Source organism: Dysgonomonas sp. ZJ279 (assembly GCF_011039205.1).
Classification (GTDB): domain Bacteria; phylum Bacteroidota; class Bacteroidia; order Bacteroidales; family Dysgonomonadaceae; genus Dysgonomonas.
The window spans coordinates 68001-88883 of sequence record NZ_JAAKEL010000007.1 but is presented as its reverse complement, the minus strand read 5'-3'; the positions used below and the strand labels follow the sequence as shown (position 1 = coordinate 88883).

Annotated in this window: 16 protein-coding genes; 6 read left to right on the top strand and 10 right to left on the bottom strand. The window is 38.7% G+C overall.

Features of this window, described 5'->3' with window-relative positions:
- Window positions 1–30: 30 nt before the first annotated feature.
- Window positions 31–1482, bottom strand: a complete 1452-nt coding sequence (locus tag G7Y57_RS10370; RefSeq protein ID WP_165023583.1) for an amino acid permease — start codon at window positions 1480–1482, stop codon at window positions 31–33.
- 317 nt (window positions 1483–1799) lie between these two features.
- Between G7Y57_RS10370 and G7Y57_RS10365 the strand changes: the two genes are divergently transcribed.
- The 6 genes from G7Y57_RS10365 (at window position 1800) to G7Y57_RS10340 (ending at window position 10937) form a co-directional block, all read left to right on the top strand.
- Entirely contained in the window at window positions 1800–3209 is a 1410-nt protein-coding gene (locus G7Y57_RS10365; RefSeq protein ID WP_165023495.1) for a Gfo/Idh/MocA family oxidoreductase, read from the top strand.
- 11 nt (window positions 3210–3220) lie between these two features.
- On the top strand, window positions 3221–4573 hold the full coding sequence (locus G7Y57_RS10360) for a DUF1080 domain-containing protein (protein ID WP_165023493.1): 1353 nt from the start codon (window positions 3221–3223) through the stop codon (window positions 4571–4573).
- Between the two features lie 149 nt (window positions 4574–4722).
- Entirely contained in the window at window positions 4723–5508 is a 786-nt protein-coding gene (gene proC, locus G7Y57_RS10355) for a pyrroline-5-carboxylate reductase (RefSeq protein ID WP_165023490.1), read from the top strand.
- A gap of 832 nt (window positions 5509–6340) precedes the next feature.
- Window positions 6341–8074 (top strand): single-stranded-DNA-specific exonuclease RecJ, encoded by a 1734-nt coding sequence (recJ, locus tag G7Y57_RS10350; protein WP_165023487.1) that lies wholly within the window; start codon window positions 6341–6343, stop codon window positions 8072–8074.
- A 20-nt stretch (window positions 8075–8094) separates the two neighbouring features.
- Window positions 8095–8904, top strand: a complete 810-nt coding sequence (locus G7Y57_RS10345) for an MBL fold metallo-hydrolase (protein WP_165023484.1) — start codon at window positions 8095–8097, stop codon at window positions 8902–8904.
- A gap of 128 nt (window positions 8905–9032) precedes the next feature.
- On the top strand, window positions 9033–10937 hold the full coding sequence (locus G7Y57_RS10340) for an ATP-dependent DNA helicase RecQ (RefSeq protein ID WP_165023481.1): 1905 nt from the start codon (window positions 9033–9035) through the stop codon (window positions 10935–10937).
- Here the strand turns inward: G7Y57_RS10340 and G7Y57_RS10335 are convergent.
- From G7Y57_RS10335 to G7Y57_RS10295, 9 genes are all read right to left on the bottom strand, one after another.
- Entirely contained in the window at window positions 10934–11407 is a 474-nt protein-coding gene (locus tag G7Y57_RS10335; RefSeq protein ID WP_165023478.1) for a GNAT family N-acetyltransferase, read from the bottom strand. The two genes, G7Y57_RS10340 and G7Y57_RS10335, sit on opposite strands and share 4 nt — an antisense overlap.
- Before the next feature lie 19 nt (window positions 11408–11426).
- Window positions 11427–12491 (bottom strand): 3-dehydroquinate synthase, encoded by a 1065-nt coding sequence (gene aroB / locus G7Y57_RS10330; RefSeq protein WP_255491417.1) that lies wholly within the window; start codon window positions 12489–12491, stop codon window positions 11427–11429.
- A 9-nt stretch (window positions 12492–12500) separates the two neighbouring features.
- Window positions 12501–13469 carry a methionyl-tRNA formyltransferase gene (fmt, locus tag G7Y57_RS10325; RefSeq protein WP_165023428.1) on the bottom strand — a complete coding sequence of 323 codons (969 nt, stop codon included), beginning with the start codon at window positions 13467–13469 and terminating at the stop codon, window positions 12501–12503.
- Between the two features lie 3 nt (window positions 13470–13472).
- A complete protein-coding gene (locus G7Y57_RS10320) occupies window positions 13473–13709 on the bottom strand; it encodes a hypothetical protein (RefSeq protein WP_165023425.1) in 237 nt (78 codons plus the stop codon).
- A 112-nt stretch (window positions 13710–13821) separates the two neighbouring features.
- Entirely contained in the window at window positions 13822–15618 is a 1797-nt protein-coding gene (locus G7Y57_RS10315) for a chloride channel protein (RefSeq protein WP_165023580.1), read from the bottom strand.
- A gap of 354 nt (window positions 15619–15972) precedes the next feature.
- Entirely contained in the window at window positions 15973–16551 is a 579-nt protein-coding gene (locus tag G7Y57_RS10310; protein ID WP_165023422.1) for an outer membrane beta-barrel protein, read from the bottom strand.
- 386 nt (window positions 16552–16937) lie between these two features.
- A complete protein-coding gene (locus tag G7Y57_RS10305; RefSeq protein ID WP_165023420.1) occupies window positions 16938–17924 on the bottom strand; it encodes an acyl-ACP desaturase in 987 nt (328 codons plus the stop codon).
- A 218-nt stretch (window positions 17925–18142) separates the two neighbouring features.
- Window positions 18143–19210, bottom strand: a complete 1068-nt coding sequence (gene leuB, locus G7Y57_RS10300; protein ID WP_165023416.1) for a 3-isopropylmalate dehydrogenase — start codon at window positions 19208–19210, stop codon at window positions 18143–18145.
- A 65-nt stretch (window positions 19211–19275) separates the two neighbouring features.
- Window positions 19276–20790, bottom strand: coding sequence for an alpha-isopropylmalate synthase regulatory domain-containing protein (locus G7Y57_RS10295; protein WP_165023577.1), 1515 nt, complete (start codon window positions 20788–20790; stop codon window positions 19276–19278).
- Window positions 20791–20883 lie beyond the last annotated feature (93 nt).

Below are 20883 nucleotides of genomic sequence, written 5' to 3'. Positions count from 1 at the left end.
ACGATGTAATATGGTTATATTACTATAACATCATTTCGGGTTGTTTAGTTTATTGTGCTTTATACCGTAGCAGAAATAAATGACAATTCCGATTGCACTCCAGCCTATAAGCCTGAGCCATGTACTCGTTGGTAACGATAGCATCTGCATAATACAAATGCCTGCACCCAAAAGAGGAACAAAAGGTACGAATGGAGTTTTGAATGGGCGTTTTAGATCGGGTTGAGTTTTACACAATACGAGTATAGAAAGGCACACAACGGTAAAGGCAAGAAGAGTTCCTATCGAAACCAGTTCGCTGAGAATATGTAATGGAAACAATCCCGCAAACAGGGCTGTTATCACACTGGCAAATATAGTTGCATTGTGCGGAATACCATGCTTGCTGTGTATCTTCGAAAAGAATTTAGGTAGCAATCCATCCTTCGATATAGCATAATATATACGAGATTGACCAAGCATCATAACCAGTATAACCGAACTTAATCCTGCAATAGCCCCCAACTTAATAAATGGACTAAGCCAAGCCAACCCTTTACCTGTACTATCTATTGCCAGAGCGATTGGAGCTGACACATTCAATTCTTTATAGTTTACAATACCGGTCAACACGGCAGTTACGGCTATATATAGTAATGCGCATATCATCAGGGATATAAGTATTCCTTTAGGCATATCCCGTTGAGGTTTTTTTGCTTCTTGTGCGGCCGTAGATAAAGCATCGAAGCCTAAGTAGGCATAGAAAACTACACCTGCGCCCCTAAGTATACCACTCCAGCCAAAATCGCCGAAGTTTCCTGTATTCTCGGGAATATAAGGTGTCCAGTTGTCCAGATTAATATAGGATAAACCAAATCCGATAAACAGTAAGATTACCCCAACTTTAATTACTACAATTACATTATTTATTATGGCTGATTGTTTGATGCCCCCAATAAGTAAGGCAGACACTATACCGACTATAAACACTGCAGGGAAATTAATAATGCTCCCTGTCATAAACCAACCGTCGGCTGTGTGGTCGAAGGTGGCGTACGATATTTGTGCAGGTAAGGTAATGCCCCATCCTATAAGTAAACTAGTCATATATCCTGACCAGCCAACAGCGACACTCGAACAGGCAAATAAATATTCGAGAATGAGAACCCATCCTATAAACCAAGCTATAAATTCGCCCATTGTAGTATAGCTATAAGAATATACGCTACCTGCAACCGGAATCATTGAAGCAAACTCTGCATAACAAAGTCCTGCCATAACACAACTGATAGCTGAAATAACAAATGATATAGTAAGAGCAGGACCGGCATAAGCTGCAGCGGCTGTACCTGTAATTACGAAAATACCTGTACCAACAATCGCACCGATACCAAGTGTAACCAGATTCGTAGCCGAAAGGTTACGTCTCAATCCCCCGTTTCCGGATTCGGATTCTTTTAATATGGCTGTGATATCTTTTTTTTGACATAATTGTTGATACATAGTTCTTAGAATTTGAAGAATAGAATCGGCAAAAGTAGTAAGATTTTTGGAATGTGTAGACAATGTCTTGTATCTAAAAGCCGAATTGTACTGTCTATTAGCATTTTTTGTCATAAATATACAATGTGGCTTAATTTTATATTGAACTATTTTGTTAAATTTGTTTTTGAGAATATTTAAACCGAATCTTATACCTTCTTCGATAAATCAACACTAAATATTTTCTATTCAGCATATGTGAAATATGTTGATGATAGGTTTCTAAATTATAAGACTCATATAATAAATTTAGATTTTTAAATATAAATATTACTACTATGGTTACACGACGAAATTTCTTAAAAACAGCAGCAATGGCATCCGCCGGACTAGCTGTGGGTAATCTCAGCATGAATGCCGCCAGCTATGGACGCGTTGCCGGAGCTAACAGAAAAGTTAATCTTGCGTGCATCGGTATCGGTAACAGGGGCGAACAAATTATCGGCGACTTTGAACAAACCGGCTTGGCAAATATAGTTGCTCTGTGCGATGTGGATATGGGAGCACCCCATACTCAAAAAAGTATAGGTAAATATCCTAAAGCAAAACAATTTAAAGATTTCCGCCAAATGTTCGATAAAATGGGCAATGAGATTGAGGCAGTTATGATTGCTGTTCCCGATCATTCGCATTTCCCTATCACCATGATGGCAATGGCTTATGGTAAACATGTCTATGTGGAGAAGCCGATGGCGCGCACATTTTACGAAGCCGAACTGATGATGCAAGCTGCAAAGAAATATTCGAATGTAGTCACTCAAGTTGGTAACCAAGGGCATTCCGAAGCCAATTATTTCCAATTCAAAGCATGGATGGATGCAGGAATTATTAAAGATGTGACTGCCGTTTCGGCTCATATGAATAATCCGCGTCGCTGGCATGGCTGGGATACCAATATTTATAAACTTCCCGCAGGAGAACCTATCCCTTCTACTTTAGATTGGAATACATGGCTTTCAGCGGCAGCTTACCACGATTATAATAAACTGTATCATTATGGTGATTGGCGTTGCTGGTACGATTTCGGTATGGGAGCTTTGGGTGATTGGGGTGCACATATATTAGACACAGTACACGAATTTTTAGATTTAGGCTTACCATACGAGATCAATCCAGTGAAGTTGACAGGCCACAACGATTACTTTTATCCAACATCTTCTACTATTCTTTTCCGGTTTCCGCAACGTGCAGGTATGCCACCTGTGGATGTAACATGGTACGATGGAGTGGACAATCAGCCACCTATTCCCGATGGATACGGAGTATCAGAACTAGATCCTAATATCCCGGCATCAGGAGCCGGCGAAATAAAAGCAGCGGCACTCAATCCGGGTAAGATAATATACAGTAAAGATTTAACCTTCAAAGGCGGTTCGCATGGAAGTACACTCTCCATTATACCCGAATCGAAAGCCAAAAGCATTATATTGCCCGAAGTGCCCGAAAGCCCATCTAATCACTTTGCAAATTTCTTGCTGGCATGTAGTGGTGTTGAGAAAACTCGTTCGCCATTCGAAATACATGGTCCACTAAGTCAGGTATTCTCGCTAGGAGTGATGGCTCAACGTTTGAATACAAGGTTATTCTTCGATAGCCGTACCAAACAAATTACGAATAATCAGTTTGCAAATGCTATGCTGACAGGTATACCGCCACGCAAAGGATGGGAAGATTTTTATAAAATATAAATAAGATTGTAATGAAAAAATATGTATTAATACTGTTAACCTGTCTCTTTGCAATAAGCATTTCAGCACAGGATACAAAGTGGGAATCCTTATTCAACGGGAAGAATTTGAAAGGCTGGAAAAAGCTGAATGGAAAAGCCGAATATAAGGTGAAAGATGGAGTTATTATCGGGATATCGAAGTTCGGTGAACCGAATACTTTTTTGGCAACTGAGAAGGATTATGATAATTTTATACTAGAGTTCGATTTTAAGGTCGATGATGTACTTAATTCAGGTGTTCAGTTCAGAAGCCAGAGTCTTAAAAGTTTCAATAATGGTAGAGTACATGGTTATCAGTTCGAAATAGATCCTGCTCCCCGTGCGTGGACAGGTGGTATTTATGATGAAGCCCGCCGTGGTTGGCTCTATCCGATGACATGTAATCCTAAATCTCAGAATGCATTCAAAAATAATGAATGGAATACAGCTCGTATAGAGGCTATCGGCAATTCTATTCGTACGTGGGTAAATGGTATTCCTTGTGCTAACCTTTGGGATGATATGACTCCTACAGGTTTTATAGCATTGCAAGTACATGCAATAGGCAATAAGAGCGAAGAGGGTAAAACTATCTCATGGCGAAATATAAGGATTTGCACTACTGATTTAGAGCAAAACAGAACACCCGAAAGCAAAGCTGCACCCGAAGTAAATGCTATTCCTAATACAATCTCTGTAAGAGAAGCTAAGGATGGCTGGAAATTATTGTGGGATGGTAAAACTACTGATGGTTGGAGAGGAGCTAAACTTACTGCATTTCCGGCTAAAGGCTGGGTTGTAGATAAGGGTATCTTGAAAGTGATAAAAAGCGACGGAGGAGAATCTACAAACGGAGGCGATATCGTTACCGAACGCATGTATAAGAACTTTATGTTAAGAGTCGATTTTAAAATTACCGAAGGGGCTAATAGTGGTATTAAATACTTTGTAAATCCCGGTTTGAACAAAGGTGAAGGATCAGCTATCGGTTGCGAATATCAGGTATTAGACGATTTGAAGCATCCGGATGCCAAGTTAGGCGTGAAGGGTAACCGAACATTGGGATCGCTGTATGATCTTATTCCTGCACCGGATAATAAGCCTTATAAGCCGAATGAATTCAATACGGCACTTATTGTTGTCAAAGGCAATCATGTAGAACATTGGCTCAATGGCGTAAAGATTGTTGAATATGAGCGAAACAATCAAATGTGGAATGCTTTGGTTGCATACAGTAAATTCCGTGATTGGCCTAACTTTGGGAATGCAGAAGTTGGTAACATTCTTTTGCAGGATCATGGAGATGAAGTGTGGTTTAAAGATATAAAAATAAAAGAATTGTAATTAAATCGATCTATAAAATAATGTGAGTTTGATGCTTTATTGTGTCAAATTCACATTATTTGTAAATATCGCATTTAAACTTAGCTATACAGTAATATTATCTGCATTTTTTTTTATTATCTTTGTTTTCTCTAAAAATAGAAGACAGAATGAAAATCACAATTATTGGAGCGGGGAATATGGGGGGTGCTATTGCATGCGGTCTTGTTGCTGGCAATGGTTTTGCACCACAGAATATAACGGTTATTGATCATACAGGAAAAAACGTATCACGACTTAAGGATTTTGACCCGAACATGAATGTTGTGGTGGGTACTTATGATTCGTTGAGTGATGCCGATGTTGTTATTTTAGCTGTCAAACCATGGCTTATTGAAGAGGTGGTCATGGAACATAAAACTTTGTTGGAAAATCCCAATCAGATGCTTGTATCTGTTGCAGCAGGCATTACGTTAGCTCAATTGGCAGGATGGACTAAACTTCAGAAGCCTGTTTACCGTGTGATGCCAAATACGGCTATAGCTCTGCGAGAGAGCATGACTTTTGTCTCTTCTATTAATGCAACAGAAGAACAAGATAGGGTGATAATAGATGTCTTTTCGGAATTAGGAAAGGTTGAATATATTTCCGAAAAATTATTGCCGGCAGCAACGTCACTAGGTTCTTGCGGTATTGCCTTTGCTTTCCGATATGTACGGGCGGCAATGGAAGGTGGAGTCGAAATGGGGCTTTATCCCAATCAGTCGAGAGATATTGTTGTACAGACACTACGTGGTGCGATTGATTTACTTGAAGCAAATAACTCCCATCCTGAGGCTGAAATTGATAAAGTTACTACTGCCGGAGGGATTACAATCAAAGGGCTTAACGAAATGGAGCATGCCGGATTTACATCTGCTGTAATCAGGGGATTAAAAGCCAGTAATGTGAAATAACCAGAATAAATTTAGAAATAATAAAAAGCAGCTATGAAGAGAGTTATAGCTGCTTTTTTGTTTGTTGTTTTCTTAGATCTCACTTCGCAAAAACTCATTGCGTTCTGATTAAGAATTAGGAACAAATGGATACATCCTCTGTCATTGGCTTTGCCGAACGTATTTATTGTGAACTATGAGATGTTCGCTCGTAACAATAAATAAATTACATATAAATTGCTTTTTTCCTTTCAGCACGGCAGAGAGATGCAGCCTCTAAATTAATTCGCCACTAAATTATACAGACTTGATATCGTATAAAAACGGATGAATACTTTGTTCGTATCGGTGTCACTAAACTTAACGTTTTTGTCGCAAATATTTACAATATCAAGTTTAATCTGTCTTTCTTAGAAGATTTTTAAAGTTGTTTTACTATACTCTCTTTTCTTCTCTGTCATTCCGAAACGTAGTGAGGAATGACAGACTGTACAAACGATAGATACTAATTATAACTTATAATTCTTAATTGTTTACACACTCTCTGATCCCTTCTTTATGGAAGGCTAGGGGGCTGTTAGTTTTCGAACTCCCACCAGCCTACTTCATTATTGATAATATCTATATCTCACTTTGTAGTATCATATTGTATTGTAGATTATTATTGAATAAGGTTAAAATAAAAGTGAAATTTGACACATCTGTTTCGCATATATATGTTATCTTTACAAATTAGTAACGGACTGTCCTGACGGATTTGAAGACGAACTATCGAGGCTTATTTATCGCCATCTTTTAAGTAAGATGACCCTCCGAAAGCCTCCCCAGACAGAAGAAAGAAAAACTATATATAATGATTTACAAATGGAATTACGAAGCCCTAAAAAACCAGCAACTAGAGCAAAGAGATAAGCTCGCTAAGGAATTAGGTATCAGCCCTATCCTTTGTCAACTATTAATGAAAAGAGGTATCGCTTCGGTAGATGAAGCGAAGAAATTTTTCAACCCTGACTTGAGAGATTTGCACGACCCCTTTCTTATGCCCGATATGGGCAAAGCCATTGATAGAATAGAACAAGCACTGGGACAAAAACAACGTATATTGATATACGGAGACTACGACGTGGATGGAACCACTGCTGTGGCTCTTGTATATAAGTTTTTACGCAAGTTTACTACCAATCTCGATTACTATATTCCCGATCGTTACGACGAAGGATATGGTATATCGGAGCAGGGAATAGATTATGCCGATGAAACGGGTGTAAAACTAATTATCGCTCTCGATTGCGGTATCAAAGCTATCGAAAAAGTAGCTTATGCTAAAAGTAAAGGAATCGATTTCATCATTGGCGACCACCACATGCCCGATGACGTATTGCCCGATGCTGTGGCAGTTATAGATGCTAAGCGATTGGATTCTACTTATCCCTACGAACACCTTTCGGGTTGTGGTGTGGGGTTCAAGTTGGTACAGGCTTTGGCTCAAAATAATAAAATAGACTTTTCGGAATTAACGGAGCTACTCGATTTAGTGGCCGTTAGTGTCGCATCCGATATTGTGCCTATAACAGGCGAAAACCGCATACTTACTTATTATGGTTTGAAACAGATCAATTCAAACCCTAGTTTAGGTTTGAAGGGGATTATCGATATTTGCGGACTAACTTATAAAAATATCACAGTAAGTGATATTATTTTTAAGATAGGGCCACGTATCAATGCTTCGGGTCGTATGATGAAAGGTAAAGAAGCAGTTGACTTGCTTCTGGCGGGAACAATCGAAGATGCGCGTGAAAAAAGTGCAAATATAGACCATTACAACGATAACCGCCGCGAGCTGGACAAACGTATCACCGATGAAGCCAACACTTTTATCGATGAACACGTAGATATGAGTAAAAAAAACAGTATTGTTATTTATGATGAAAGCTGGCACAAAGGAGTAATCGGAATAGTAGCATCCCGATTGACAGAGAAGTACCTCCGTCCGGCTGTTGTACTTACTAAATCGCATGGATATATCACCGGATCGGCTCGTTCGGTCATGGGATTCGACGTTTATAAAGCCATCGAGGCATGTAAAGATATTCTCGAAAACTTTGGTGGTCATACATATGCTGCCGGATTGTCGCTCAAAGAAGAGCATCTGGCAGAGTTTAAACGCCGTTTCGAAGCGCAATCGATGGAGATGATCGCACCCGAAATGATGCGCCCTCAGATAGATGTTGATGCTGAACTGCCGTTCAAAGAAATAGATGCTAAATTCGCCCACGATTTAGCTCTTTTTGCACCGTTCGGACCCGAAAACCTGAATCCGATCTTTACTACCCGTAATGTGCAGGATTATGGAACTAGCAAACTGGTGGGTAAGGACAGTGTGCATTTAAAATTAGAAATGATAGACCAGACAACGTCTTTTCCTAAAAACGGTATTGCATTCAGACAAAGTGCTTATTATGATATGGTCAAGGAGGGAACTCCATTTGACATCTGTTATACTTTAGAGGAAAATACACATAATGGGAAAACAAGCGTTCAACTTTATGTAAAAGACATAGATACAGGACAATTAGTCAACAAATAAAATACAGAAAGGAGCAAAATATGAAGAGGAATCTATTTTTAATTACTACACTACTATCACTCTCGCTTTTGGCTTGCGGTAGTAAAAGCACATCGACCGAAGACAGTAATAAGAATGCGGTTGATTCATTGAACACGAAACAGAGTAGCAGTTATATTAATTCGGATATATATTTAGATTCGAATAATAAGCCTCTCGAAGTGACTCTTGTAGGTCATGGTTCGGTGATGTTTCAATTCGATGGAAAGGTTATACAGGTTGATCCTTATTCATCCGTAGCCGATTATTCGAGATTACCGAAAGCTGATTTAATTCTTCTTACACACGAGCATAAAGATCATCTTGATAGTGCAGCTATTGCTCAAACGAAAAAGGCTGATACGCATTTTATAGTATCTAAGGTTTGTAACGAGATTTTAGGATACGGTGATATTATGAGTAACGGAAATAAAATAGAATGGAACGGTATTGCTATTGAAGCAGTTCCCGCTTATAATATTGTAAATAAGAAACCCGACGGAGAGCATTGGCATCCTAAAGGCAGGGGTAATGGCTATGTACTTACTTTTGGTACACTAAAAGTTTATGTGGCTGCCGATACAGAAAATATACAGGAAATGAATCGATTGAAAGGAACAATAGATATAGCCTTTTTACCGAAGAACCTACCTTATACAATGTCCGACGAAATGTTTATAGATGCAGCTAAAACAGTTGCTCCTAAAAACTTATATCCGTATCATTTCTCAGAATTTGACGAAGCTAAAATAGGTGCTGCTCTTAAAGATACCGGTATTAAATTAGTGGTAAAACCAATGAGCAATAAGTGAATAATTAGTTAATGTGCCAATATGCCAATGAGTAAATGTCGTTATCGAAGCATATAATTGCAGTTGTTTAATTGGCATATTGGCACATTATCTCATTGACAAATTAATTTATTGGCACATCACTAGAAATGGATACTTTTCACAAGATATTACATCGGTATTGGGGTTATACCAAGTTTCGCCCATTACAAGAAGATATTATCCATTCCGTCAGTCAAGGAAAAGATACACTGGGGCTTATGCCCACAGGTGGAGGAAAATCACTGACCTTTCAGGTGCCGGCAATGGCAATGGAAGGTCTCTGTCTTGTCGTAACACCACTTATCGCCCTGATGAAAGATCAGGTAGATAACCTTCGTCAGCGCGATATAAAAGCACTGGCTGTCTATTCGGGAATGACTCATCAGGAGATACTTACTACTCTCGAAAATGCCATTTACGGCGATTATAAATTTCTGTATGTTTCTCCCGAACGTTTATGTACAGAGCTTTTTTTAAACAAGCTCAAGCACATGACCGTATGCCTGCTTGTGGTAGACGAATCGCATTGTATATCGCAATGGGGATATGATTTTCGCCCTTCTTACCTCAAGATAGCGGACATTCGCGAACATCTGCCAAATGTTCCTGTACTTGCTCTGACAGCGACTGCTACGCCCGAAGTGGTAAATGATATTCAAGAGCGGCTACATTTTGCTAAAAAGAATGTATATCAAAAGAGTTTCGAGCGAAATAATCTGGCCTATATTGTCCGTACGACAGAGAATAAGCCCGAAGAATTGGTCAAAATTGTAGAAAAGATACAGGGTTCAGCCATCATTTATGTACGTAGCCGTCAAAAGACAAAAGAGATTTCTGATTTTCTTGTAGCCAATGGCTTTTCGTCAGATTACTATCATGCCGGATTGAGCGGCAGTGATAAAGTACGTAAGCAAAATGCATGGAAGAATAACGAAAGCCGTATCATTGTCAGCACTAATGCTTTTGGTATGGGTATTGATAAACCTGATGTGCGCTTAGTTGTACATACCGATTTACCTAACTCCATCGAGGAATACTTTCAGGAAGCAGGCCGTGCAGGTCGCGACGGAAAAAAGGCTTATGCTACGATTCTTTATACCAAATCGGATAGTACCAAGCTAAAGAAGCGTATTCGAGATGAATTTCCCGAACGAGACTTTATTGTAAATGTCTATGAATCTTTATCATATTTTTTTCAGATAGCCGAGGGATTCGGTATGGGCATGGCTCATGACTTTAGTATCATGCAGTTTTGTGCTACTTACAAACTTCCTGTTTTACCGACGCATAATGCCCTTAAAATACTCGATCTTGCAGGTTACATAGAATATACCGATGAGGTAGATAACCGCTCACGACTCATGTTTCTTGCTTATCGTGACGAGCTGTACCAATATAATTTCAGCAAAGAGTACGACGAGTTAATCAGTATGATTCTGCGACTTTACACAGGTCTGTTCTCCAATTATACTACTATAGATGAAAAAGCAATAGGGCATCGATTAAACAAAACGCGGAAAGAGGTCTATGAAATGCTCAAAATGCTAAAAAAAAGAAATGTAATAGACTACATTCCCCACAAAAAAACACCTCTTATCGCATATACCCGCCCTCGCCAGAATGTGAAATATGTAAGTATTCCGCAGCTGGTTTATGAAGAACGTAAATCACGTTTCGAGAAACGTATCACGGCTATTACCGATTATGTGGAAGGCAACGATACATGTCGCAGCCGTATGTTAATCAGCTATTTTGGTGAACACGATATAAAAGACTGCGGTCAATGCGATGTTTGTCTTACAAAGAATGATAGTGGTTTGAGCAACAAACGTTTCAATGATATATCTTCATTAATCAAGGATCTTTTAAGCGAGGACAAAATAGTTGGTATAAAATCTATTTTAGATTCCCTGTCCGATTATCGCCCTGATGATGTGAGCAGTGTTATCCGTTTCCTTGTAGATAGGGGAGAACTGCTGCTGCATTTGGATAGGGTGCGACTTCCTGACTAGCCATTAATTAGACGCATGGTTTCGTAAGGAAGAGACGAAAAACCCAGTTGTTTATAAAGATCTTTTCCATCTTCTGTCGCGATTAGATCAATGGTAGTAACCCCTATACTTTTTGCTTCTTCTATAATTGTTTGAATAACTTGTGCGGCTATGCCTTGTCTTTGATATTCCTTATAAGTAAGTACATTCAATAATGTTCCAGTAATACCGCTGATAAACGAAGGACTGGCTGGTCTTTCTTGTGTCATTAAAAATGCAGTCGAAACTATTTTATCATCTTTACAAGCAAGGATAGCTATAAAATCACCAAGTGCAATATGCTGTGAAAAGTAGCTTAGCGATTGATCCCTTATAATACTTTCATCGTTTTCAGACAAATGACCTATTTGTACTTTCAAAAAATCAATACGAAGTTGTACCAGATTTTCTATATCTTTTTGAGTTGCTTTGCGAATATTTATTGAAGACATATTACATCGATATATTATTTTATAGTCCTACACTTTCTCTCAAAAAGTCGATGGATTCGAAGATATCTTCCTTGCTTGCTGTCTGGTCTATTTTCACTTTGCCAACATCAGATAATAATGTGAAGTTTACGGTATCAGCCGATTCGTTCTTCTTATCGTGCTTCATATATTCATACAAACGCTCGTAATCGTCACAGTCAAAAGGGAAACCATCGTAATTGTCTTTTATGAAATAAATGGTGGAATATAGTTTGTCTTTAGGAAAATTACAGAATTTTTGTGATAGGTATAATTCGCATATAGTACCCCATGCTACGGCGTAACCATGTTGTACAGGCTTATTTATTTCGTACGAAAGGCTCTCGAAAGCATGACCGATGGTGTGGCCTAAGTTCAGTGCCTTGCGTAGTCCTTTCTCGAAAGGGTCTATTTCTACAATCCGTTCTTTTACACCTACCGATTCTACAACCAGTTCTTTCAGTTTGCTATAGTCGATTTCTTCGGTATCGAAACTAATAGTTCTTTTCCAAACCTCGTCACTGTCTATTAGCCCGTGTTTAATCATTTCGGCATAGCCCGATAAGAAATTCTGATGATCTAAGCTTTGAAAGAATAGAGAATCTATGAGTACTGTTTCGGCAGGGGCAAATGCACCTATCTCATTCTTCAATCCGTTGAAGTTAATGCCTGTTTTGCCGCCTACGGCAGCATCTACCGCCCCTAAAAGTGTAGTGGGTATATTGATGCATCTTATGCCACGTTTGAAACTGGCGGCAGCAAACCCACCAATATCAGTAAGCATACCTCCACCAAGATTAACAAGTAATGAATGACGTGTTGCTCCATTTTCTGAAAGAAACTTCCAGATGGAAGCAAGTGATTCTATATTCTTATTGTTATCTCCTGCTTTAATAACGATCTTACCTGCTTTAGCTATCTGCTCATTATCTCGAATAAAAGGATAACAAAGTTTTTCGGTATTCTCGTCTGTAAGTACAAACAGTCTATCGAAATGTAGCTGTGTGAGTATGTTTGATAAATCTTTATTTAGATCAGTCGATTTGATTACTTTTTGCATGCTTATTCTCTTTTATTAAAAACAACTACCTTCTTCAAATTTATATCCTCGAAGGAGTTCATCTATTTTCATCGCTTTCTTTCCTGCCAGCTGAATTTCTTTTACATCGATAAATCCATCTTTACAGGCAATATGCAGATATGTTTTATTATCAGTATGTATACTGCCCACGTGATGCGATTCTTCTGAAAACAGAATGTCGGCAGCATATATTTTTACTAATTGTGCATCTTTATCTTTATCGCTCAATTCTGTCCATGCAGCAGGGTAAGGTGACAAACCTCTGATTAGGTTATATATACGTTTTGCTGAATTGTTCCAATCGATACGGCATGTATCTTTAAATATCTTCGGCGCAGCTTTCAACTCACCCTCATCTTTAATAAATTGCTGCTGATCTACTGCATCTACTTTATCTTCTAGAAGCATGTCAACTGTTTTGCGGACTAACTCTGCACCCATATTCATCAGTTCATCGTGAATCTTACCTGCATTATCACTTTCCCCGATCGGCACTTTTTGCTGAAGAATAATCTTACCGGTATCTATCTCATGCGTAAGAAAAAAGGTAGTAGCACCTGTCTCTTTCTCACCATTTATAATTGCCCAATTGATAGGGGCAGCACCACGATATTGAGGTAGAAGTGAAGCATGTAGATTGAATGTTCCTAAACGGGGCATATTCCAAACTGCTTCGGGAAGCATACGAAAGGCTACTACGATTTGCAGGTCGGCATTCAAGGCTTTTAAATCGCTTAAAAAAGCTTCATCTTTTAATTTTTCGGGTTGCAGCAGAGGTAGATTTTGCTCTAAAGCATATTTTTTTACTGCCGAATATTGTATTTTATGTCCTCTTCCACTCGGCTTGTCGGGCATAGTGATAACTCCGACAATATTATAATCGTTTTCGACAAGTATCCTCAAACTTTCTACTGCAAAGTCGGGAGTACCCATGAAAACGATACGTAAATCTTGTTTATTCATTCCTTAGTTTCTTGAACGAGGTGTATTTTCTTTATCTTTATTTCTGAAAATTCCTCTTTGAAAAAATATTGTTTTGATAAGCCATAACATGATCACTGTCACACATGCAACTGCAATAGTTGCGCCCGATCGTAGTATAATTTTCAGCGAGATTGGTTGTATATCCCACAATGCCAATATCAGAAGAGTGGCTCCTGTGAGAATAATAATTGTAGAAAGAACACCAATAAATGATTTCATAAATGTTGATTTTTAATGGTTTATTCAATACAAATATAGGAACAATCAATTGAACTCAATTTGAAAGAATCATTTTTAATTCTTAAAATTTTGCCTATTAGCTCTACTGAATTTATTCTTCGGTAAAATTTTCCACCAATATCTCCCTATATCCATTTAGTATACTTGATTTGGATACAAAACCGAGATATATTCCATTCTCATCTATAACGGGTAGATTCCAGGCTTTAGTTTCGTCAAAGAGGTTCATTATCTTATCTGTCGCCATTGTTATGACAACAGTTGCCGGTGGTGAAGTCATGAAACGTTTTACTTTGAAGCGGTTGTATAGTTCGGGACGAAACATTATATTCCGTATATTATCGATCATAACAATTCCAAGGAAATGATTCTCTTCGTCTACTACCGGAAACACATTTCGCGGCGAACGAGATATTACTTTTACAAGATCTCCCAATGTCATTTCGGGGTTTATCGTTTGGAATTCTGTTTCTATCAGCGATTTTATTTTCATCAGAGTTAGTACCGCTTTATCTTTTTGATGGGTAATCAATTCTCCTTTCTGAGCCAGACGCATCGAGTAGATACTATGTGGTTCGAACATTTTGATTGTAGCAAATGAGCACGCCGAAACAATAAGTAGTGGTAATAACAATTCGTACCCTCCTGTTAATTCTGCAATAAGGAACGTTCCTGTCAAAGGTGCATGCATTACTCCGGCCATAACTCCGGCCATACCCATCAGAGCAAAGTTTTCTTCGGGCAAAAGAGGGATGTATTGCCCTAATGACGAGTTGTTGAGAATAAATGCAAATATAAATCCTGCAATAGCTCCCAAGAATAGCGAAGGTGCAAATATACCACCCGTACCACCACCACCATTCGTTGCGCTCGAAGCAAATACTTTCAACAAAAGGACTGCACTAAGGAATATAACGATTGTCCAACGGGTATCTTGAAATTGGAAAAACAAGCTATTATCGAGCAAATGACTATAATCTCCCGAACCATCTATCAGAGCGTTTATTGTATCATAACCTTCCCCATATAATGGTGGTAATAAAAATATAAGTACACTAAGTATGCTGGCTCCGAGGATGAATTTTCTCCAGTAAGATAATTTTTTGAATTTACCCTCTATCCAGTTCATTGCCCGCGTAAAATATAAGGATACAATTCCACAGAAAGCACCGAGCAGAATTACATAAGGGATACGCTCCATCTCGAATTGATCCGCATGAGAATATGTAAAGAGTGCTTTAGTTCCCATAGTCAGGTAAGAAACGGTAGCAGCTGTTACTGAAGTTACAAGTAAGGGTAATACGGTAAAGGTTGTCAGATCGAGTAAGAGAACTTCTACCACAAATACCAATCCTGCAATAGGTGCTTTAAAAATACCTGCAATGGCACCAGCTGCACCACAACCGATGAGCAGCATCAGGTAGCGTTGCTCGAGCTTGAATAAACGACCAAGGTTAGAGCCGATTGCCGAACCGGTCAACACGATAGGAGCCTCAGCTCCGACCGATCCCCCGAATCCGATCGTGATCGAACTCGCTATTATCGATGTATATGTATTATGCAGCTTGATAAAACTTCTGCTTTGCGATATCGCATATAAGATTTTGGTAACCCCATGGCTGATATCGTCTTTTACTATATATTTTACATACAGCCCTGCAATAAGGATACCTACAACCGGATATATCAGATACAAATAATTCGCTTTATCTTCTATCAGATTAGAAGTAAGCAGATGTTGTATAAAGTGGATCATCGTTTTAAGAACAAACGCAGCTAAAGCGGTGAAGATTCCGATTAGAAAACTAACGAATAAAACGAGCTGTTTTTCTTTTACATTCTTCGTTTTCCAAATAATAAAACTACTGTAGATATTTTTGAGAAGCATCATTGTTAAAGGTCAGAGACCTATTTTTCGCTTTGAAGAGTGTAATAATCAAAGCTTGTTGTTAATTATAACTAGGCAATATAGTAAATATTTTTCACATTATATAATCGCGTATCAAAAGTAGAAAAAAATGAGCATATTCAATAATATTTCAAGGATAAGTGAGTGTTAAAAGAAGGGAGCGGATAATATAGGAAATTTAACCTGCTATACCAGCTATTTAGATTTAAGATATATGTGTTGCTAAGAATAACGAAATGGAGTAAGATTCGGTTCATACAAAAAAAAGGATGTCGCTTACAGGCGACATCCTTTGCTAATTCAGCTAAATATGTTCTCTATTATTTGCCAATTTTAGAATCTCGTAAACAATCCAAAATTAAATAGTCCTTTATACCCGAATCCCATTTCACCGAAGAAACCCAATCTGTCGCCATATTTCACGCCTATAGGGCTTATTTGGAAATTTAGATTTGTATGACTTTTGGTGTCTTCGCCTCCGTCGTTCATTTTATACTTCTGATCGTATATTGTACCTCCCAGACCAACGGTACTATAAAATGTGAAATTCTCTCTTCGGAAATAAATATAATCAGCTTCAGCTGCAATTGTATAATAGTGGCTCTTAAGTTCACCACTTTTCATAACATCAACAAAAGCTGTGGCTCCGGCTCTCTCATACGAAAAATTGGCACCCACATTAATTTTTTCGTTTAAACTATATTTGTATCCCAAATTAAATGCGCCGTTAAAAGTTTTATCGCCTCCGACTACATTCTTTGTTGCATCTGTAATCAGAATGTCTGATAAACTGTTTATAGCCTCATTTGATGTACCCACACCGTATCCGCCTCTTAATTCGTGTCTCCTATTTTGTGCTGATAGGTTAAAAGCCAAGCATACTAAAAATAGTCCCAATATAATCTTTTTCATATATTTTTTTGTTTAGTGTTAAATAATTTTTAAAAACTAGCATATATTAATATAACAAAAGATTATTTTAAGAGTTTTCAGTATAGACTTATTTTTTGATAGAAAAAATCTAAGCGTGTTATGAGAAAAACGATACCTATGCATCTTATCCATTTACAGACTATTACACTTAATTATATGGCGAGTCGATTCATTGGGGATAAGTTGCAATGGTGTATGCCAAACAAAAAGGGTGCGAAGTATACTTCGCACCCTTTTTGTTCTTACCTTATCTCTTAATGACCAATTTAATTAAACGAATACACGACTCTGTCATCCCGAAATGTAGTGACGAAATGGAGGATACTGGACGATAGCAGAGACGAATATTGTGGGTTCTCCTGTTATTATTTTACAGCAGGCTGTACCCATTTGAATATATAAGAGTCAGGTGGTACAACCAATCGTTCCGAAATTTTAGTCATACGTGCAGGTAGCTTCATTAGAAAATCGCGGGCACGTTCGGCTTCGTCCGTCAATCCTGTAATTTTATCTATATTCCATTTACTTATCAGTTTTTGCATGATGTCTACATAATCGGTGGCAGTATATACTCCGATACGTTGTGCTGCATTCGAGAATTGTTCGAAGGCCGTGCTTATCTTTTGTCCCGATTCTCTTAAAAAATGGGCAGGCATAACAATCTTTTGCTTCATCATATATTGAAAAGCAAGCATCATTTCGCTCGCATCTACCTCGAATATAGAATTGACAAATTCACTGTATGCATGGTGGTGTCTCATCTCGTCGCTCGCAATGCGTTTACACATTCTCGACAACTTATCATCTCCGGCTTTTTTAGCCAGTTCTGCGACGCGATTGTGCGACACAAATGTAGCGAGTTCTTGAAAACTGGTATAAACAAAATTTTTGTAGGGATCGCGCCCTGTACCAATATCGAATCCGTCACTAATAAGATGTTGAGTGGTTTGCTCGATTTCTCTCATATTCACTCTGCCAGAAAGGTAAAGATACTTATTTAGCAGGTCGCCATGGCGATTTTCCTCACTCGTCCATTGTCTGATCCATCTCGACCAGCCGTTACGTTCCACATTGTCTATGCCTTCTACCTGCATCAGCCACGATTCGTATGTGGGTAGGGCTTCCTCGGTAATGGTGTCGCCTACCAGCACCACCCAAAAGTCGTAGGGTAAATCTTTGGCCAGTTCGCGTAATTCTTTTACATCATCGAAAAACGTTTCTTTTTCCGAATTGGGTAAATAGTCGGTTGGCTGCCATATTTTTTCGACAGGTATTAAATATTGATCGATAAAGGTATCGACATTTTTCTCTAAGAAGCGCATGACTTCTAAGCGGATATTTTTTGTGGACATTCTATTGTGTATTATGTATGTTAGGCCTTTATAGTAAAGGGCTCGTGTTTGTAAAGGTAGGATTATAAATGAATGGTAATCTGTAAGGGGTCGGATTTCTTTTTTTTATAACTTATTTTATGATAAGAGTGGTGTCGTTATGTTTGTAATTAGTTTTTTATATACAAAAAGAGGCTGTGTAACATTACACAACCTCTTACATATTCTATTTTCTCTATTTATTTCTTCACAAAATTAACGATCCAGTCGCCAACATCCGATGTCGAATAAGCTTTTCCGGCAGATGAAATATCTTCGGTCACTACTCCTGCATCCATAGAAGCATCTACAGCTTTGCGGATAAGCGCACCTTCTTCTTTCAATTCGAAAGCGTACTCGAACATAAGAGCTGCCGATAAGATTGTAGCCAACGGATTAGCTATATTCTTTCCTGCCGCTTGCGGGTACGATCCGTGGATAGGTTCGAATACAGATGTTTCTATTCCGATAGATGCTGATGGCAGCATGCCCAGCGATCCTGTAATGACAGAAGCCTCGTCGGTAAGGATGTCACCAAACAAGTTTTCGGTAACAAGTACATCGAATCGTTTAGGCCATTGTATTATTTGCATAGCAGCATTGTCTACAAACATATATTCTGTTTCTACATCAGGATATTGTTTTTCAATTTCTTGTGCGACTTGCCTCCAAAGGCGTGATGTTGCTAATACATTCGCTTTATCTACTACCGTCACTTTTTTGCGGCGTAGCTGTGCATATTTGTACGAAAGATGTAAAATTCTTTCTACTTCTTCGCGTGTATATACACATGTGTCGTACGCTGTATTCCCGTCTTCGCTACGTCCTTGTGGGCGTCCGAAGTACATTCCTCCTGTCAATTCACGTATACACATAAAGTCAGCGCCTTCTATTAATTCGGCACGTAATGGCGATTTGTGGATTAATGAAGGAAAAGTTGTAACAGGACGAATATTAGCAAATAATCCCAATTTTTTACGCATAGCCAATAGTCCTTGCTCGGGACGTACTTTTGCCGAGGGATCATTATCATACTTAGGATCGCCTATAGCTCCAAATAAAACAGCATCAGCCGACATACACAATTCGTGCGTGCTATCGGGATAAGGATTACCTACCTCATCGATAGCCGAAGCTCCTACGATAGCATATTCATACGATAGTTCATGCCCGAATTTTTCACATACGGCTTCTGTAACTCTTAATGCTTGTCCGATTATTTCAGGACCTATACCGTCTCCGGGAAGTACTGCAATGTTTAATTTCATATCAATTTATATATTTTGTTTTAGCTTATTTCTGTCATAGAATAATATTAATAAAGCGCTACTTATTACTGCATTCCCTCTATGAGGTTCAACATCTTTTCTGTAGCCTTTACAGCGGCTTCTGTCTGGTCGGCATCCAGCCCTCTGGTTTTGAAATCTTTCCCGTTAAAATTCCATGCAATGACAGTTTGTACCAAAGCATCTGTTCGTCCGCCCGGTGGAATATATACCGTATAGTTGGTTAATGCCGGTTTTGGCTTGCCCAGATTGTTGTATATTTTCCATAAAGCTTTCGAGAAAGCATGATATTGTCCGTCTCCGGGAGCTGTTTGCTCATATTCTTCACCATCTATTTCGATACGCACGGTAGCGGTTGGTCGTAAACCTTTGGTCAAGACAAAAGCAAAAGAAATGATCTTTATTCGCTTGTTTTTTTCGTTGTGTTTCAATACATCCGAGATGATATAAGGAAGATCGTCTTGTGTAATGATTTCTTTTTTGTCGCCTAACTCCGTTACCCTGTTGGTAACTATTGTCATTTCATTTTCGTCGAGTTCTATACCAAGAGCCTCGATATTTTTACGAATGTTAGATTTGCCCGATAATTTACCTAATGCATATTCTCTTACACGACCAAACCGTTCGGGGAACAATTCATTATAATACAAATTATTTTTATTATCGCCATCGGCATGAATGCCTGCACATTGTGTAAATACATTGTCGCCGATAATAGGCTGATTGGCAGAGATCGTTAGTCCTGAATAGGTTTCTACTACACGGCTAACCCTATTGATATTATTTTCTTTTATAGATGTCTCTATCTTCAATTGATCGTGAAATACTGCTATCACACTTGATAATGAAGCGTTTCCTGCGCGTTCGCCTAATCCATTCATAGTAACATGTACACCTTTTACGCCTACTTCGGCAGCTACCATTGTATTGGCAACCCCCAGATCGTAATCGTTATGCGCATGAAAATCGAAATGAAGATTAGGATAACGGCTTATCATTCTTCGGCAGCATCTCCATGTAGAGTGGGGGTTAAGTATCCCCAGTGTATCAGGTAGCATAAACCGTCTGATAGGCATATCCTTTAGTCCGTCCATCATAAAGTACACATAATCCTGAGAATTTATTATTCCGTTCGACCAGTCTTCGAGATAGAGATTGACGGATATACCTGCTTTATTTGCAATTTCGATTTCCCTTTTTATATCTCCGAGATGTTGCTCGGGCGTTTTCCGAAGTTGTTCGGTTACATGCTTGTACGAACCTTTGGTTAGCAGATTTATTACCTTACAGCCTGCATCTTTTATCCAGTTGATAGATGCACCATTGTCTATAAATCCAAGTATTTCTACCTTGTCTATATGACCTGCAGCCGAAGCCCAGGCAGCTATCTTCTTAACAGTTTCGAACTCTCCGCTCGAAACGCGTGCCGATGCAACCTCAATGCGGTTAACACCAAGATCTACCAATAGTAGATGAGCTAAACTCATTTTCTCCTGAGATGAAAACGAAACCCCAGAGGTCTGTTCTCCATCTCTGAGAGTTGTGTCCATTATTTCTATCATAGCCAATATTGATGTGCCCGTATGCTGATATGCCAATATGCCAATTATTTGATTTCAAATATTGGCATATAGGTATATTAGTTCATTCGATTG

Bases quoted from the DNA above. Each gene is read 5' to 3' on its own strand.
- G7Y57_RS10370 (WP_165023583.1), bottom strand. From the start codon at position 1,482: ATGTATCAACAATTATGTCAAAAAAAAGATATCACAGCCATATTAAAA.
- G7Y57_RS10365 (WP_165023495.1), top strand. From the start codon at position 1,800: ATGGTTACACGACGAAATTTCTTAAAAACAGCAGCAATGGCATCCGCC.
- G7Y57_RS10360 (WP_165023493.1), top strand. From the start codon at position 3,221: ATGAAAAAATATGTATTAATACTGTTAACCTGTCTCTTTGCAATAAGC.
- proC (WP_165023490.1), top strand. From the start codon at position 4,723: ATGAAAATCACAATTATTGGAGCGGGGAATATGGGGGGTGCTATTGCA.
- recJ (WP_165023487.1), top strand. From the start codon at position 6,341: ATGATTTACAAATGGAATTACGAAGCCCTAAAAAACCAGCAACTAGAG.
- G7Y57_RS10345 (WP_165023484.1), top strand. From the start codon at position 8,095: ATGAAGAGGAATCTATTTTTAATTACTACACTACTATCACTCTCGCTT.
- G7Y57_RS10340 (WP_165023481.1), top strand. From the start codon at position 9,033: ATGGATACTTTTCACAAGATATTACATCGGTATTGGGGTTATACCAAG.
- G7Y57_RS10335 (WP_165023478.1), bottom strand. From the start codon at position 11,407: ATGTCTTCAATAAATATTCGCAAAGCAACTCAAAAAGATATAGAAAAT.
- fmt (WP_165023428.1), bottom strand. From the start codon at position 13,469: ATGAATAAACAAGATTTACGTATCGTTTTCATGGGTACTCCCGACTTT.
- G7Y57_RS10320 (WP_165023425.1), bottom strand. From the start codon at position 13,709: ATGAAATCATTTATTGGTGTTCTTTCTACAATTATTATTCTCACAGGA.
- G7Y57_RS10315 (WP_165023580.1), bottom strand. From the start codon at position 15,618: ATGCTTCTCAAAAATATCTACAGTAGTTTTATTATTTGGAAAACGAAG.
- G7Y57_RS10310 (WP_165023422.1), bottom strand. From the start codon at position 16,551: ATGAAAAAGATTATATTGGGACTATTTTTAGTATGCTTGGCTTTTAAC.
- G7Y57_RS10305 (WP_165023420.1), bottom strand. From the start codon at position 17,924: ATGTCCACAAAAAATATCCGCTTAGAAGTCATGCGCTTCTTAGAGAAA.
- leuB (WP_165023416.1), bottom strand. From the start codon at position 19,210: ATGAAATTAAACATTGCAGTACTTCCCGGAGACGGTATAGGTCCTGAA.
- G7Y57_RS10295 (WP_165023577.1), bottom strand. From the start codon at position 20,790: ATGATAGAAATAATGGACACAACTCTCAGAGATGGAGAACAGACCTCT.